The sequence below is a fragment of the Macrococcus sp. 19Msa1099 genome, from assembly GCA_019357535.2.
GTDB lineage: Bacteria > Bacillota > Bacilli > Staphylococcales > Staphylococcaceae > Macrococcoides > Macrococcoides psychrotolerans.
The window spans coordinates 1,807,062-1,823,172 of record CP079955.1 but is presented as its reverse complement, the minus strand read 5'-3'; the positions used below and the strand labels follow the sequence as shown (position 1 = coordinate 1,823,172).

Here is a 16,111-nt window from a genome sequence, read left to right as displayed (position 1 = left end):
TTACAAAAAAAGGAGTTTATTTATGCATTTAATTCCGGAAACATTAAAAAATAAAGCATTGCATTACTTTAAACATTTGGATGAACAGACATTAAAGAAATATTACTCGGAAGCTGAGCGAGAGATCAATGGTCGAATTCAAGCATGCAGTATTGTTGAACGCATTGAAACAGAAGACTTTGGAGAGATTGAAAAAGAAATTACAGATTCAATACATAATTTGACGTTAAGTTTGATTCAATACGAAGAAGACAGACAGCAATTTGGTGGACAATTTAAAAATATATTCGAATTTGCGCATCATTTTAATGTGAAAGCAACGATATTCGAACAATGTGTTACGTTAGGACATCCTTTTCATCCTATGACGAAAACAAAACTTGGATTAACTTATGAATCAGTACTCCGTTATGCACCAGAATTCAGAAATTGCGTAAAAATTATACCTCTGATTATCGATAAGTCATTAGCAGGACACTTCGGAACTGTACAACTCCCAGTTAGCTATATGGAACAGATTTACGAAATAGCAGCACAATATAATATAAAGCACCCAGAGATTATATTCATTCATGAATGGCAGCTTAACCATTACTTCAACGAACATACCTCGTTATTAAATAGCAAAACATGTATCCCGATTGAAAGTTTATCAGTAACGGGCTATCCGTTGTTATCATTTCGAACGTTATACGTACCAATGTTCAAGTGTGTCATTAAAGCTGCTGTAAATGCACAGGCGACAAGCGCAGTGCGTAACGTATCCCCAGCATCAATTCATAACGGTGTATTACTTGGGAAATATGTCAGCAAATTGTACGAGCAATATGATGGATGTTTTATACAGCAGGATCTGGGCGGTACTTATTTGGAGCAATCACCACACGAAAATAAATTAAGTTATATGATGAGAGAAACCATTTCTTATGAAAATCATCAGTATGCGGTTGTTTGTGCAAGCTTAATTTCAAAGAGCTTTATTACTGATCAGGCAATTGTGATTGAGGCGATTGATATTATAAGGCATCATCAGCGTATTTCACGTGAAGCGGCAGCAATGATATTCTTCGAAAAGTACACGCACATACTACTTAAAGCAACTTATCGACTCATGCTCGAACATCAGATCAGTCTGGAAGCGCATATGCAGAATAGTTCTATCGTTTTAGAATACGGTGTGCCGAAAGCGATATATATTCGTGACTTTGGAGGTATTAGAATATCCGATGATTCGGTTCATATTGATAAGCGTACAGGATTATTTACTAATGATTTTGAAGATTTACTTTCAGTATTCACACATGCAGTACTATACAATCATCTGTTCCAGCTCATAAAACCTTTATCAACTTTCGCAAATGAACAAAAACTCTATGACACTATCTATCAGGAGATTGCCACGATTAACGACACTTATAAGCCACCTGTGAATGTTCTGAAACAAAGAAAACTTAAAGTGAAATCACTACTTAAAATGCGTCTGTACGGAGATAGTTATGATTATAAATATTCAGAAATAAAGAATCCTTTAATGAAGGAGGACTTTCGATGTGGGAAAGCATAGTACAATCTCATAGCAATGAAATAGGTTCTAAAATTATACATGATATACAGCGTGCAAAACATTTAACGATGGATAAGATTATCCGTGCAATTATAGAAGAACAAATTCACCCGTTTACACTCGTTTCAAATCATGAGGACAAAGCTGCATTTATGACCAGTGATGCTTTCTTTTATTATGATAAAGTGACAGGAAGTGTAACTGTTAATGACGAAACAATTACTGATCCGCTTGAATTTCTGAAATGGTGTGCTGCGCAATCAACAGCTTATGACTATACCTCATTTATAGCAGAGATTGAAAATCATCTCATTAACCAGTCATTAAGTTTCATTCATTGCGCACATATAGAAAAGGCGGATCATCCTCTTTTAAAAGGAGAACAATGGGTCGTTACAGGTCACAATATTCATCCTTGTGCAAAGACGAAACTCGGCATGTCATATGAAGCGGTCATGCGTTATGCGCCTGAGTATAATCATACATTTGAATTGAACTGGATACTCGTTAAAAAGGACATACTGTTCAATAATTTAGAAGATGATCAAATAGAGCAGTTGATTGCATTCAGTGGGTATCAGAATGCTATCGACGATGCATATCATTTGATCCCTGTACATCCGTATCAATATGAGCATATATTGCCGGAAGTGTACAAAGAAGAGATTGCAGCACAAGATATTATTATGCTTGATTACGAAGGTGGACGCGTGAAAAGTACATCATCATTCAGGACGGTATGCCCAATTGATGCACGTTATCCGATTGTGAAGTTACCTGTTCATTCACAGATGACATCAACGATTCGTTCCATCAGTAACAATAGTGTCATCAACAGTAAAGCGATTAGCGACTATTTTAAGTGGATATATGAGAGTGATGATGCACTTGCGCAGTTGAGTACGCCGATAATGGAATATGGTGGTATGACATATGAACATGAAAGTGAAGCGAAACAACGTAATTTATCCTTCATATTAAGAGAGAACAGTACTCAGGAATTCAAACAGTATGATGATGTATTCGCTGCGACTTGTCTGTTTGAGCGTGATGAGACAGACGATAAAATTTATAAGCGCTTAATCTATCAGTCCAATCAAAGTGCTTCAGCATGGTTTTATCGTTATACGAAATTGCTGCTCCATACGGCGATCCCTTTAATGGCGACGTATGGAATTGGTCTTGAGGCACATATGCAGAATATTTCAATCGCATTTTTAAATGGTAATCCGGTCCATCTATATTATAGAGACTTCGGTGGATTACGAATTGATATATCAAGAACAGCAGGTAAATTACAGTTAAATGAAGGACTAACATGCACGACAACAGAAGGAATGCACGAAAAGGTCGTCAATACGTTGATAGCGAATCATTTAACGACCGTTATCGATCACATCTCACAAGATTATGAACTGCACCCCGATGAACTATGGCGCATTGCAGCAGAATTGCTTATGCATACATTTGAAATGCTGAGTGGTAATGATATTCAGCAGGACTTTGAAAGCTTTACGTCAGCGCATCTCAAACAAAAAGCATTGATGACGATGCGTTTATCGTCCGACAAAAATGATTTATACATCTATAAGGAAAACCCGCTACATGCGCAGTTTATTAAGAAATAATCAGCCGCTGCAGCGTTTTTTCCTAGGACAGCTCATACAGCGGACGAGTGACTGGATTGATATTATTGTACTTAACTGGGCGATACTACAAATAACACATGATCCGATGGCGCTCGCATTGCTGAATATGATGCGCTTATTACCACAATTAATCTTCGCGTTTATTACCGGAAAAGTAGTGGACTGTATGCAGGCCATTAAGCTGATGTATACTGTTCATGCTTGTAACATTTTGCTGACGGTGATACTTTGTTTTAGTTTTTATGAACGACAGCTTTATATGATTTATGCGGTTATTGCTGTACGTGCTTACGTTCAGTCAATTGATAATATACAGAGAAATAAAGTATTGCCGAACTTTACAGCAGCAGACAAATTAAAACAAATTATCAGCATGAATGCATTACTCATTAATATAACGCGAATTATCGGTCCGTTCATCGGTGGAATATTGCTCGCGTACACGACATATGAACTATTGCTGCTCATACCAGTATTAAGCAGTGTGTGCGTTATATTACTCAATAAAACATTGCCACACCAAAACGTCCAATATAAGGAGCATAATATTGTGCAATATTTTAAAACACATAAAGTCATCCTGCATATTATGATTACGAGTATGATATCGATGTTTTTCGGCTTTTCCTTCACAATTGTCCTGCCGATTATAGTGAAACAAACATTAAATCAAGGTGCGCTGACGTATGCGGTGTACACAGCGGTACTCGCACTCGGTTCTGTTACCGTACTGATGTGCTTTATGAATCAGCATAAACAGACAACGATATGCGCATTAATTCAGTGGTCGGTACTCTTTTCACTGTCCATTGTGATGATGCTGGTGCAGCACACCTATATATTTATGATTGCAATTTTTATTATGGGATTTGCATCGCAAGGATTCAGAACGACGCACCGCGTTTTAGTGCAGCAATATACTGAAGAACAATATAAAGGAACAGTACTCTCCGTTACGATGATGGACCGAGGATTTATACCACTTGGTGGGATGATGCTTACGTATCTATATACTACATTCGGTATTAATGTTATGTTTACAACAATGTTCATCGGATTAGTGTGTGTGACGTTACTATGCATCTATATGAAATGGGAGGAGAAAAGAGATGGAACATATATACAAAGTGTTAAGTAATACGAATAAAGATTACTACATTTACGACTTACAAGCATTAGAAGAACGTATCGAAAGCATTACATCAATGCTCAATCACGATGTATATTATGCTGTGAAAGCGAACAGTCATCATCGAATACTCAATACACTGTTACCATATGTAAAAGGTTTTGAAGTCGCATCCATCGGTGAAATTGAAAAAGTAAGACAAATATCAAGTGATGCAGCAATTATATACGGTGGACCGGTTAAAACAAGTGAAGATCTGGAATTTGCAATTACAAGAAATGTCTCATCTGTTCAGGTGGAAAGTTTGATTGAACTTGATACACTCAGCACATTAACAACATATTATGAATATGACCTTAATATAAGTCTACGTATCAATTTAGCAGCAGTGAACACAAATGCAACATTAAAAATGTCAGGCGCAACGCAATTTGGATTGCCGGAAGAAGAAATATTTGAAGCAATGGACATTATTCAGGATGCGCCACATCTGCACTTTGAAGGACTTCACTTTCATGCGATGAGTAACAATCTCGATGCACAAAAACACGTGGCGTTTATTGAACAGGCATTAAACTATCAGCATTCTGCAATTGATGGCGACGTAATTATTAATGTCGGTGGCGGAATTGGAATAGATTATCAGGAAATTGAAACGTTTAATTTTGAACAGCTTTGTGAAGCGGTAAATGAATTACCACGCATGAAATTTGAACTCGGACGTTATACCGTCGGACCAGTTGGATATTATGCTGCAAATGTATATGACATAAAAACGATGCATCACGAAAACTTTGTACTACTAAATGGTGGGACACATCATTTCAGATTTCCAAAAGCATGGAACCATCACCATGCACATAGTATATATCAAACTGATAGTCAGCAAAAACGTAAGAAGACATTGAGTAACGCCTCTACGTATTACGTAGGAAAACTATGTACACCAAATGACGTTTTCGGACAAAAGTATGAAGTAGACACAATAAACACAGGAGACTGGGTCATATTCCATAATGCCGGCGCATATGGATACGACATCAGCCATATAAACTTTTTGTCACACCCACAACCAGAAATCGTGTTTGTAGGGTGAGGAGGAAACCCGAGTATGAAGAATACTCGGGTTATTTTTGTGTTAATGTATAATAGAAAAGAGGAGGATGACGATGATACATTACAAATGCGCGAATTTAGTACATATGAAAGATGGTAAGTTATTACTCGTAAAAGTTAGAGAGAATGAGCATTACTATTTACCGGGAGGAAAAATTGAAACGGGGGAAGATGACCGTACATCATTAGAAAGAGAGTTGCGAGAAGAGTTGAGCTTACAACTTGATAGAGAAAACATGCTGTACTTATATACCGTGACCGGTCTAGCATATCCGGATACAGATAAAACAGTGGAATTACGTTGTTATCGTTATGCCGATGATATTGGAGAAATTCACATGAACAGCGAAATTACTGATGTGAAGTATATAGATATTAATGAAAAAGAATCATTTTAAAGACTCCTTTAATATTTTTTGTTTATCATTAGTTTTCCTAAAAAATATAATGCTACAGTCAATATAGATGCTTGAGCCATAGCGCCTAGAACGTCGAAGAAATCAAGCATAATAGGTTGATTGAAAAATAAGTGGCCTACATATAATTCGTATATAAGACTGGATAAAACGAGCAATAGAAATATATGAACGCTTTTTAACTTCAAAGAATTGATAGAAAGTTTATAATGTGCCTCATCATATACTTCCACATATTGATTATGAATTGTTTTCATCAATTTATTGCTTAAGACGGAAGTATATAAAAAGATAAAAAGGAATAACAGGAATAATAAAGGTGTTGCAATTGATAGTTGCTTAAAGATTACATCACTAATTAAACTGATGTAGCAAGATGTAAGTAATAAATAGAAACTAATTACTGCAGCTTTAGCTAAAATCTTGATAATAATTGACTTTTGATATTCATCACGAGCATTGACATAGCCTACATGATATTTCATTACTTTTTCATTGATGGTATACATTACTCCACCTCATCTTCTGTTACTTTTTTTATTTTTGTTCGAGCTACAAAATACATCATTGTACCAAAGAAAGCACCACCGAGAACCCATATAAGCAGGTTAAACCAACTGAATTCATACTTTTCTCCAGAAATTAATTTGAATAAAACTTCCATAAGCAGATACATCGTACTACCCCAGTATAATCCGATTTTAACGCTTTGTAATTTCACCTTTTTTAATTCAACTTTATAGTCATCATGTGTATAATATTCTGATATATCAACCTTGGTTTTTCTAATATGATTAAGAACAAATATGCTTAAAACTTGCTGTGTAATAAAAAAAATTATCGTTCCGGCAGAGATAATTTGATGATATAAATCCCAAGCTAAACTGCCTAACAACAAGATAGGAATGAGTAAAAAAATATAATTAAAACAGTTAGTTAAAATTATATATCCTTGCTGGCGTTGGTATTCGTCATTTGTCATATCTAACCCAGTAAATGCGGAAAGATAATCGCAATCTAATTTTTTCATTCTGAATCTGCTCCTTCGATGTTTACCCAGAATAGGGTGTTTAAATCAGTATTTAAAGCTTTCGCAATTTTGATGCACAAATCAAGTGAGGGATTGTACTTATCATTCTCAATTAAATTAATAGTTTGTCTTGAAACTTGAACCTTTTTTGCAAGATCCAATTGTGAAAGTTTAAGCTCTTTTCTGTATGTACGTACATTGTTCATATTATTTTCTCCTAGAAATGTCGTATATATATGACATATACAATATATAACATATTTTTTAGAGTGTCAAATATATGTGACATTTTATTTAGTTATGAAAAAAGTGACGAACTATGTGAAAGTTCGCCACCTAGCAGTCGAGATATGTGCGACGGCCATGTGTAAGTGCCGAACAATGTGAAAGTTCGGCACCTAGCAGTCAAAATATGTGCGACGGCCATGTGTAAGTGTCGAACAATGTACAAGTTCGTCACCTAGCAGCCGAGATATGTGCGACGGCCATGTGTAAGTGCCGAACAATGTGAAAGTTCGGCACCTAGCAGTCAAAATATGTGCGACGGCCATGTGTAAGTGTCGAACAATTTGCAAGTTCGTCACCTACACCCCAACACGCGACACCCTCCATACGCTGCAACCCCTCCTACGCTACAAACTCCCATACCTACCTTACTCTTTCAATGTCACGACACCATTTTTAATATGCACCGTATCGCCACTTTCTATACGATCATAAATTTCTTTTGACACGACATATAAGCGTTCTCTTCCATTTCGCTTAACGCTTATCGTATACGATTTTCGGTTGCCGAGTTGTTGTCTGATTAAAGCTTGCTGTCTTTGCACGTTTGAAGAATGTCCGTACATAGCACCGTAAAATATTTGATTGTTCACGAACTGATTATGAGCAGCTTGATATTTCATTGGTCCAGAAAATTTACAGCGCATAGGAGGTGCAAGGGTTACTGCGTTTGATTTTGCACGCTGCATATTTCTCGAAGAACTCATACGTGATGTACTGTTCATTCGACTCATTGTGTTGATGCGTGATGCATTCATTGCCGCTCTTGAAGTCGTTGAAGCACGGGCTGCACTGCTGCTCGCACTCGAACTCGTTGACGATGAACCCGACGAACTCGTCGTACCCCCTGCATCAATGGTTTCGGGTATTAGCATCAATAACATCACAATCGCAAATATTTTTAATAGCTTCATAGTCATCTACTCCACAACAGATTTCTTCTCGACTTTAGCATCAAATTCACCTTCGTTATCAAAGATGATATATGGCTGTCTGAAAATGTGAACATCATTTTTCTTAATTAAAATATATGGTTTAGCACTTTCATCTTTAAGAATGTGCTCCGTGACATTCTCTGTATCAAATCGCTTAGATTTTAACTTGTTGTTGTCCTTGTAACCGACTTCCATGGACATCTTGCTCTCACTGCCGTTATTCAGCACTTCTGCATAGACGAGGTCATACTTCTTAACATTCTCACCAGATACATCTGGTGCCTCTTTTTCTTTCGCATTCCCGCATGCTGCAAGTAATAATGTTAATATTACGATATAGCTTAATCGTTTCATGTGTCCACTCCTTTATATACTGTTAATTTCACTTTATAATAACATTTTAAATTAGACAAAGAAAATTTAACAATAAACTTGAAATATGTCTGTTTTTATCATATAATATTCAGGTAATTGAATTTTGGAGGGATACCCAAGCCTGGTTAAGGGGACCGATATTTATATCGGTTAGAAGCTTTATAGCTTGCGTTGGTTCAAATCCTTCTCCCTCCGTAGACCGAGATCAGAACATGATGTTCTGGTCTTTTTTTTATGTTATATTTTAACAAAAGGAGTGATGACATGATTCAACCATGTACAATAGAGGACAAGCAAGCATTGCAGCATATCGCATATCAGACATTTGATGAAACGTTTAGAGCTCAAAATAAAAAAGAAAATATTGATCATTACTTGAAGACGGCTTTTACAGATGAAAAAGTAGAACGAGAACTTTCAAATCCACATTCATTCTTCTATTTTATATTTCATGAAGAACAGCTTGCCGGCTATTTAAAGTTAAATATAAAGGACGCACAGACTGAACCATTTGATGAACATCATCTGGAAATTGAGCGTATCTATATTCTGAAGCAATTTCAGAAACATGGATTAGGAAAAGCACTATACCAGCATGCACTTCAAAAAGCACGTGCATTATCATGTGAACACATCTGGCTCGGTGTGTGGGAGAAGAATACAAACGCCATTGATTTCTATCAGAAGATGGGCTTTACAAAAGTCGACCAACATACGTTTTTCATGGGCGACGACGAACAGATAGATATTATCATGTTAAAAAATATATAGAATTTTATCCTCGATATGGTATATTTTAGGTGAGAGGTGATCGAGTTGCTTGGTAGACAATTTAAAAAGGCGATGATGATCTATTTATCAATTTCTGTATTGATGTTCATTGTTACAATCTATCTCTACTTGAACGAAGAAATGATGCAAAGTATTTCAACGGGTATTTTTACCATATTATTCATGGGGTTAGGGCTCTTATATCATCGTAAATACCGTCATACTCACGCGAAAGATGAGACACATCAGACAGACGATATTTATCATTATCAACATTTCGTGATCAACGCTGAAGTTAGCCTAACAAAACAACTGCTTATATATAGTGTCGATGGCAAATTTCTTGGTAGACTTATAGCCTTGAATAAAGTAAGCAACGCAATCTTTACCATCTTCATCAGTAATCAACTTGCACCAGGAAAATACGCGCTCGTTGATGCATCGAACAATAGATTATGCACTGTAAAGGTCAAAGGATGCTTCCAGCAAACAATGACGATACGAGATGAAGGAAATGAAATAGCGACAATCCATCAAAGATTATTTCAATCAGCAATGCGCTATGTCTATGAAATCAAATATAAGGATACACAAGACATAATTAAAACTGAAGCATTAACAAACGACCTTCAGCATAATGATTTATTTAAAATAAGTGAAACGCAAGTTCCGCTTGAGCATTCACAACGATTTCAGAACCTTACGATGAATACCTATGAAATCTTTCATCGCCTAGATACTGATAAAGGTAAAATTGGTCTTGCCATGATGTGCATGCACAAAATAAACAGCAGAAGATAATAGGGGGGCTTAAAGATGAAATGCGTACACTGTAATTACAAATTCACTTTTAAAGAACGCATGAAAGCGGCATGGAAACCTTCTACGGATACTATCGTCATATGTCCGAAGTGTGGCGGTAGACAATATATCTCAAACAAAAGCATGGCGAAATCATATGGATTAATGCTGTTAGTGGAACTCATACTGATCATAGCAGCGCCACTAATTAAAATACCCATACCCTTCCTTACAGTCTTGATGATTATCGCGCTTGCTTTAGTCATCGTGCTATTTCCGTTATCACTGAAACTCGTCGCTGAGAAAGATGGATTGCTTGAAGAACAGTTTCGGGAGATGGAGAAGAAACAAAAGAGGAAATCGCTTTAAGCTATGTCAGCTTTGCACCTATCACACTTGCTGCAATTTCATTAGTCACACTTTATGAATACAAAAATTACGATAAAATAATCCCACATGACAATGTCATGTGGGATTTGTGATAGTCATTTTGACTAATATACTTGTCAAAATGACTATCATAAATTACAATTAGATTATAAATGGTTGAAAGGAGCTGCGCCTATTGAAGAATCGATTAAAGGAACTCCGTGCAAGAGAGGGATATAATCAAACCCAGCTTGCCAAACTTGCGCATGTTTCAAGGCAGACGATTTCACTTATCGAACGCGATGATCTCATGCCATCCATACTGACCGCTGTTAGAATCGCTAGAATATTTAATGAGCGGGTAGAAGATATATTTATATTTGAGGAGGATGAGTTATGAGTAAGAAAAAGAATAGTGGATTTCTAAAAATAATGATTGGAATGGCTTTCGGTGCTATCGCAGGATACAGTATTCCTGCACTCTACGATGCAGTAAGATCACTTCAAGCAACATATAATATAAGAATCCTTTGGTATATCGTGCCAATATTATTTGTGATTGCCTTATACTTATATTTTAAGTCTATCTATCAATTTAAAGCGATGAACAGTGATATCAATTTATCTGAAGATGACCGGTTTATCTACCAAGTGACCCATCATAATAAAGCATCAGCAAATGTAGTGAATGCCTATCATATATTGTTATTATCGCTTTGTTTAAGTATAACGATATTAATTGAACCTGAGACGTCACATATTATCATATTCGCTGTATACTTTATTGCGTGTGCAATATTTTATACATTCATCAGTAAACAGACGGCTAAAGTGTTAGCGGCATATCCGATGATAACAAACAGTGACGTGTCAATCGAGTTTGGAGATCCAAATTTGATGGAGAAAGTGATTGATGGCATTGATGAAGGTGAACGCTTAGTAATGTTACGTTCATTATCAAAGACATATGAAATTATGATTCTCATGCTTTCAGTGATACTCATGCTGCTAGGAATATATCAAGCAGCTACTGGGGAAAATCAGTACTTAGCCATGTTTGCAATTGCTGCAGTACTTATTTATTCAACAGTTGTATACTATAAGAAGAACGAAGAGTTTAACCGTTAAGGAGCTGTCGTGATGAGGCACATAAAGAGAAAACCGAAACAATTTATTATTATGCTTATATTATCTACAATTTATATCATGGTTAATGTAATGGGAAATGATAGTGTGTGGTGGAGTATTGCTTATGGGCTCCTTATTATAAGTACAGTGATGACTTTCTTCATCACGACAAGCGATGAAGAGGAGATTAATGAACAGCTTGATCAGGAAGTGAAGCGGCTCAATATGCCACGTGAGCGTTTGTATCAAGTAACAGGTTATAATCGATATGAGGTTTCAAAGAGTGAAGATGGCCAAATAATCTTCTGGATACCAATGTCGCAGAAAAAAGTATTGCTGAAAAAATTAAAAGGCATGGAACCGGAGCAAGAATAAAGTAACTTTAAAGTGTATAAAAAATCCAGCACACATTCACGTGTACTGGATTATTTTTTATGATTCTAAATAGTTATGTGTAACTGCTGCTACTGCTGCACCTACTAATGGTGCTACGATGAAGATCCATAATGTTGATAATGCTTCGCCACCAGTGAATAACGCTGGAGCGATACTTCTTGCAGGGTTTACTGATGTACCAGTTAACGGAATTCCGATTAAATGTACCATCGTTAATGTAAATCCAATTACAAGTACTGCTAAGCTTGGTGCGATAAATTTCGTTTTCGTTACTGATAATACAACGAAGACGAATACAAATGTAAGGATAACTTCAACTAAGAAAGCACCCCAGATTGTTAAATCGCCAGGCGCGTTTGCACCGTAAGAGAATGGAATCTCAGTTTTGAATGACTTAAGAATCGCCCAAATTAATGTTGTTGCAAGTAATGCACCGATTGTCTGGAATACTGAATAGATCGCAAAGTCTTTAAGTGATAATCTTTTATCTAAAAACATCGCAAACGAAATTGCTGGATTTAAATGTCCGCCTGAGATATCACCTATTGCGTATGCTGCTGCGATAACAGTTAAACCGAATGCAAATGCGATGCCGAATATACCGACGTTGTTGTCTGGATTAAGTGATGCCATAACAGCAGTCCCTGTCCCGAAGAATACTAATACAAATGTTCCTAATAGTTCTGATAAATACTTTTTCATTAAATTGCCTCCTAAAGCTGATTTGTACATCTTATAACAAATAACTTGTAAATACAAATGCTGTTTTTTTATTGGCATCATCGTATTTGATGTTAAACTATGAGTAAAACTTACTTAAAAGGTGAAGTCATGGCACATATATTAATTATTGAGGACGACAGAGATATTGCGGATTTATTAGCGCTTACATTAAGCGGACATTATGATGTGACGGTGGCACATGATGGTAAAGAAGGTTATATGTATATTAAGGAACAGGCGTTTGATCTGATCTTGCTGGATCTGATGATGCCTTACATGAATGGTGAAACGTTGCTAGGCGAGATAAAGCATCATACAAATACGAAAGTGATTATTATTACGGCTAAGCATGAACTTGAACATAAGGTGAACTTGCTGATGCTTGGTGCGGATGATTATATTACAAAGCCTTTCTATCAGGAGGAGGTGCTGGCGCGTGTTATGGTACAGCTTAGGAATGTGGAGAAAGGGGGCAGTCTTATCACGCATAGAGCATTGGAGCTGGACACTGAGAAACGTGAAGTGACTCTGAATAATAAAGGGATTCAGCTTACGAATTCTGAGTTTGATATATTGACGATATTAATGAAGCATCCGGAAGTACCGTTATCAAAGCAGAAGATATTCAACGCACTCGGGAATGGGACGTATGTTGGTGATGATAATACTGTCAGTGTCCATGTATCGAATATACGAAAGAAATTCAGTCAGATTACTGATGAACCATATATTAAGACGGTATGGGGGATTGGATTCATGCTCATATAAATCTTTATGATTTCTTTAAACTTTTCTTAAAGGATTTTAACAGTCGTTTCATTACAATGATATTAATTAATCTTTAAGGAGGGTATTATGGAATCCATCATCAGAACACATCAGCTCGAGAAGACGTTTAAAACGAATAAAGGCTTAAAACCAGTGGATTTCCAGTTATTCAAAGGTGAAATCTGTGCGATTATCGGTAAGAACGGTGCAGGAAAATCGACTTTCTTCAAACTGCTGGCAGGACAATTACAGCCAACTGGTGGAGAAATGGCTTTCTTCGATTATGCAGCAGCAGAGTCGAATCGTGCGCGTAAACGTATGGGATTTATGATTGAAAGTCCTGAATTCTTTGCAGATCTTACAGCTTATGAGAATTTGAATTACTTTAGATTACAACGCGGTATTAGCAGTAAGGATGCGGTTAAACGCGTGATTGAAGCCGTGGATCTCTCAAAATATCCTGCAACACGCTTTAAGGAATATTCAATGGGAATGAAACAAAGGCTTGGCTTGGCACTTACGTTAATGGCAGGCCCAGACTATCTTGTACTCGATGAACCGACAAATGGGTTAGATGCTGAAGGGATTTCAGATATTCGTAAATTACTGCTCAAGTTAAATAAAGAACAAGATATCACGATTCTAATATCAAGTCATATCTTGTCAGAATTACAACTCGTCGCAACGCGTTTTCTCTTTATCGATAAAGGTCAGGTTATTGAGGATATCTCGAGAGAAGAATTACATAACAGAAACCGTAAATCACTGAAATTAATTGTCGATCATCCATCACGCGCAGCACGTGTATTAGAAGAAAGCTTCGCGGACTTAAAGTATACAGTATTGCCGGATAATACGTTAAAACTGGATAATCATGTAGAAGATGCAGCACAGATTAACAGAATATTGATGCAGCATGATATCGATGTGAAAGAAATCATGACCGAGACCAATAGTCTGGAAGATTACTTCCTAAGCTTAGAGGTGACGCCATGATGAACTATATGAGAAGTGAGGCGTACAAGTTACTTAAGACAAAAGGCATCTACATCACTTATGCACTCTGTATTACGCTGCTGATACTTGCTGCACTGACACTTTACTATTTTGGACATAATGGGAAGTACTTTCCATACTATAGAGCGGATTTCTATTATAACAATGTGTTTGGAATGTGGCTTTTCATTGTGATGATAGGTGCAGTAATCAATTCATTCCTGACGAATAAAGAGAGTAAGCGTGTATTAAAACAAAGTATATCTTATGGGATTTCTAGAGCAACGATCTACTTCAGTAAATATTTAGTAGCGCTTATCGCATTTACCATCCTATGTATACTAGGTACTATTGTGCTGCTGACGTGTGGACAGCTGTTCTTTCCGAAAGATACGTCTGCAGTAGAGGAGTTCCTGCTCTCACTCATTAACTTCTCACCGATAATACTCGGCGCATTTAGTCTCGTACATGCACTTAATATGGTGATTCGAAGAGAAACAACAGCAATTGTATCATTTATATTCATCCTGCTTGGCACATCTACAGTAGCTTATATTCTCACTAAGATAAATAAAGCTTTTGACGTATTCTACAACCTCACACCAAAAGTGCTGAGTGATAAAGTGCTGTCAGAATTTATGAATCATAATGTAGAATTAAGTGCAGACTTCTGGATATCCAGTCTCATTATCACAAGTTTGAGCTTATTCATTGGCTATCGACTATTTAAAAAAGAAGACTTCTAGAAAAGAGGAGAAATATGGGTATCGCATTCATTATTATAACGCTTGTATGTATCGCATCTGTAGTACTGAATGCGATGTACCATTATGACCTGAAGCGTATTGCACGGCAGTTAACAGAAGTGAGTCATCGAGCACACACAAACGAACGCATCCGCACGGAGACGCATTTGAAAAGAGTGAACGACGTAACAGATGGTATTAACGGACTGATTGATAAACAAATATCAGAACGTGTACACTATCAGAAGGATCTGCAGGCTCAAAAAGAAGAGTGGGCGAACGTGTCACATGACCTTAGAACACCACTGACATCACTTCGTGGATATATGGAAGTGATACAGAAAGAGACAATGACAGAAGCGGAGCGTACGCATTACTTAACGATAATGGAACGTAAAATAGATGATCTGATAGAACGTATCAATACATTCTATGATGTGTCGTTAATAGAATCTGAAAGTATTCAATTAGAGCGTGAATATATAGCGATTAACAGTATTATCAATGATGTCCTGCTGCTCTACTTCAGAGAAATCGAACATAAAGACCTCGACATACAAATTACAGAAACAACGCACGAAATCTATATTGATAAGCAAGCAACCCTCCGTATTATTAACAATGTTATTGTTAATGCGCTCAGATTTGCAGAACGCTACATCCACATACACTATGAGCAATCTGGAGACAAGCTGATTGTAACGATTGAAAATGATACGAAAGAGAAAGTAACCAACCCAGCAACACTATTCGAACGTTCTGTAATGGGAGATTCGAGCAGACAAGGGACGCATAACGGACTAGGACTATACATCGTGAAGAAATTGATGGAACTGCAGGACGGCACTGCACATATTGAAGTGGATGAACAAGTATTTAAGATGCAGCTCATGTTTGAAAATTAATTAAAACAA

General features: G+C 36.8%; 21 protein-coding genes and 1 tRNA gene. 16 read left to right on the top strand and 6 right to left on the bottom strand.

Going from position 1 to position 16,111, the window contains the following annotated elements; translation table 11 throughout:
* Window positions 1–22 precede the first annotated feature (22 nt).
* The 5 genes from KYI10_09725 (at window position 23) to KYI10_09705 (ending at window position 5,856) form a co-directional block, all read left to right on the top strand.
* Window positions 23–1,564, top strand: coding sequence for an IucA/IucC family protein (locus tag KYI10_09725; GenBank protein ID QYA32608.1), 1,542 nt, complete (start codon window positions 23–25; stop codon window positions 1,562–1,564).
* On the top strand, window positions 1,549–3,192 hold the full coding sequence (locus KYI10_09720) for an IucA/IucC family protein (protein QYA32607.1): 1,644 nt from the start codon (window positions 1,549–1,551) through the stop codon (window positions 3,190–3,192). Before KYI10_09725 ends, KYI10_09720 begins: the two co-directional genes overlap by 16 nt.
* Window positions 3,170–4,351: an MFS transporter gene (locus KYI10_09715; protein ID QYA32606.1), complete on the top strand. Its 1,182-nt coding sequence runs from the start codon at window positions 3,170–3,172 to the stop codon at window positions 4,349–4,351. Before KYI10_09720 ends, KYI10_09715 begins: the two co-directional genes overlap by 23 nt.
* Window positions 4,323–5,438 (top strand): alanine racemase, encoded by a 1,116-nt coding sequence (locus KYI10_09710; GenBank protein QYA32605.1) that lies wholly within the window; start codon window positions 4,323–4,325, stop codon window positions 5,436–5,438. Before KYI10_09715 ends, KYI10_09710 begins: the two co-directional genes overlap by 29 nt.
* Window positions 5,439–5,511: 73 nt before the next feature.
* Complete coding sequence (locus KYI10_09705; protein ID QYA32604.1) at window positions 5,512–5,856, top strand: NUDIX domain-containing protein; 345 nt, start codon at window positions 5,512–5,514, stop codon at window positions 5,854–5,856.
* Between the two features lie 8 nt (window positions 5,857–5,864).
* On the opposite strand, the gene KYI10_09700 is transcribed toward KYI10_09705, so the two are convergent.
* From KYI10_09700 to KYI10_09680, 5 genes are all read right to left on the bottom strand, one after another.
* Window positions 5,865–6,383 carry a hypothetical protein gene (locus KYI10_09700; GenBank protein QYA32603.2) on the bottom strand — a complete coding sequence of 173 codons (519 nt, stop codon included), beginning with the start codon at window positions 6,381–6,383 and terminating at the stop codon, window positions 5,865–5,867.
* On the bottom strand, window positions 6,383–6,904 hold the full coding sequence (locus KYI10_09695; protein QYA32602.1) for a DUF3278 domain-containing protein: 522 nt from the start codon (window positions 6,902–6,904) through the stop codon (window positions 6,383–6,385). Before KYI10_09695 ends, KYI10_09700 begins: the two co-directional genes overlap by 1 nt.
* A complete protein-coding gene (locus KYI10_09690; GenBank protein QYA32601.1) occupies window positions 6,901–7,110 on the bottom strand; it encodes a helix-turn-helix transcriptional regulator in 210 nt (69 codons plus the stop codon). Before KYI10_09690 ends, KYI10_09695 begins: the two co-directional genes overlap by 4 nt.
* Before the next feature lie 447 nt (window positions 7,111–7,557).
* On the bottom strand, window positions 7,558–8,103 hold the full coding sequence (locus tag KYI10_09685) for a hypothetical protein (protein ID QYA32600.1): 546 nt from the start codon (window positions 8,101–8,103) through the stop codon (window positions 7,558–7,560).
* A gap of 6 nt (window positions 8,104–8,109) precedes the next feature.
* Window positions 8,110–8,478 carry a hypothetical protein gene (locus KYI10_09680; protein ID QYA32599.1) on the bottom strand — a complete coding sequence of 123 codons (369 nt, stop codon included), beginning with the start codon at window positions 8,476–8,478 and terminating at the stop codon, window positions 8,110–8,112.
* A 126-nt stretch (window positions 8,479–8,604) separates the two neighbouring features.
* On the opposite strand from KYI10_09680, the gene KYI10_09675 reads away from it, so the two are divergent.
* The 7 genes from KYI10_09675 (at window position 8,605) to KYI10_09645 (ending at window position 11,943) form a co-directional block, all read left to right on the top strand.
* Window positions 8,605–8,694 (top strand) — tRNA-Lys (locus tag KYI10_09675).
* A gap of 69 nt (window positions 8,695–8,763) precedes the next feature.
* A complete protein-coding gene (locus KYI10_09670; protein QYA32598.1) occupies window positions 8,764–9,270 on the top strand; it encodes a GNAT family N-acetyltransferase in 507 nt (168 codons plus the stop codon).
* A 45-nt stretch (window positions 9,271–9,315) separates the two neighbouring features.
* On the top strand, window positions 9,316–10,071 hold the full coding sequence (locus KYI10_09665) for a hypothetical protein (GenBank protein ID QYA32597.1): 756 nt from the start codon (window positions 9,316–9,318) through the stop codon (window positions 10,069–10,071).
* 15 nt (window positions 10,072–10,086) lie between these two features.
* Window positions 10,087–10,440 (top strand): TIGR04104 family putative zinc finger protein, encoded by a 354-nt coding sequence (locus KYI10_09660; protein QYA32596.1) that lies wholly within the window; start codon window positions 10,087–10,089, stop codon window positions 10,438–10,440.
* Window positions 10,441–10,636: 196 nt separating this feature from the next.
* The gene (locus KYI10_09655; GenBank protein ID QYA32595.1) at window positions 10,637–10,840 is read left to right on the top strand and encodes a helix-turn-helix transcriptional regulator; all 204 of its coding nucleotides are present in this window, start codon (window positions 10,637–10,639) and stop codon (window positions 10,838–10,840) included.
* The gene (locus tag KYI10_09650; GenBank protein ID QYA32594.1) at window positions 10,837–11,568 is read left to right on the top strand and encodes a DUF3169 family protein; all 732 of its coding nucleotides are present in this window, start codon (window positions 10,837–10,839) and stop codon (window positions 11,566–11,568) included. The genes KYI10_09655 and KYI10_09650 overlap by 4 nt, the downstream gene beginning before the upstream one ends.
* Before the next feature lie 12 nt (window positions 11,569–11,580).
* Window positions 11,581–11,943 (top strand): hypothetical protein, encoded by a 363-nt coding sequence (locus KYI10_09645; GenBank protein ID QYA32593.1) that lies wholly within the window; start codon window positions 11,581–11,583, stop codon window positions 11,941–11,943.
* A gap of 57 nt (window positions 11,944–12,000) precedes the next feature.
* Here KYI10_09645 and KYI10_09640 read toward each other — a convergent pair whose 3' ends face one another.
* Entirely contained in the window at window positions 12,001–12,666 is a 666-nt protein-coding gene (locus KYI10_09640) for an MIP family channel protein (protein ID QYA32592.1), read from the bottom strand.
* 99 nt (window positions 12,667–12,765) lie between these two features.
* Here KYI10_09640 and KYI10_09635 point away from each other — a divergent pair, with 99 nt between their 5' ends.
* The 4 genes from KYI10_09635 (at window position 12,766) to KYI10_09620 (ending at window position 16,102) form a co-directional block, all read left to right on the top strand.
* The gene (locus KYI10_09635) at window positions 12,766–13,455 is read left to right on the top strand and encodes a response regulator transcription factor (GenBank protein ID QYA33961.2); all 690 of its coding nucleotides are present in this window, start codon (window positions 12,766–12,768) and stop codon (window positions 13,453–13,455) included.
* A gap of 87 nt (window positions 13,456–13,542) precedes the next feature.
* Window positions 13,543–14,451, top strand: coding sequence for an ABC transporter ATP-binding protein (locus tag KYI10_09630; GenBank protein QYA32591.1), 909 nt, complete (start codon window positions 13,543–13,545; stop codon window positions 14,449–14,451).
* Window positions 14,448–15,197 carry an ABC transporter permease gene (locus KYI10_09625; GenBank protein QYA32590.1) on the top strand — a complete coding sequence of 250 codons (750 nt, stop codon included), beginning with the start codon at window positions 14,448–14,450 and terminating at the stop codon, window positions 15,195–15,197. The genes KYI10_09630 and KYI10_09625 overlap by 4 nt, the downstream gene beginning before the upstream one ends.
* Before the next feature lie 14 nt (window positions 15,198–15,211).
* Complete coding sequence (locus tag KYI10_09620) at window positions 15,212–16,102, top strand: HAMP domain-containing sensor histidine kinase (protein ID QYA32589.1); 891 nt, start codon at window positions 15,212–15,214, stop codon at window positions 16,100–16,102.
* The last annotated feature ends 9 nt before the right edge of the window (window positions 16,103–16,111 follow it).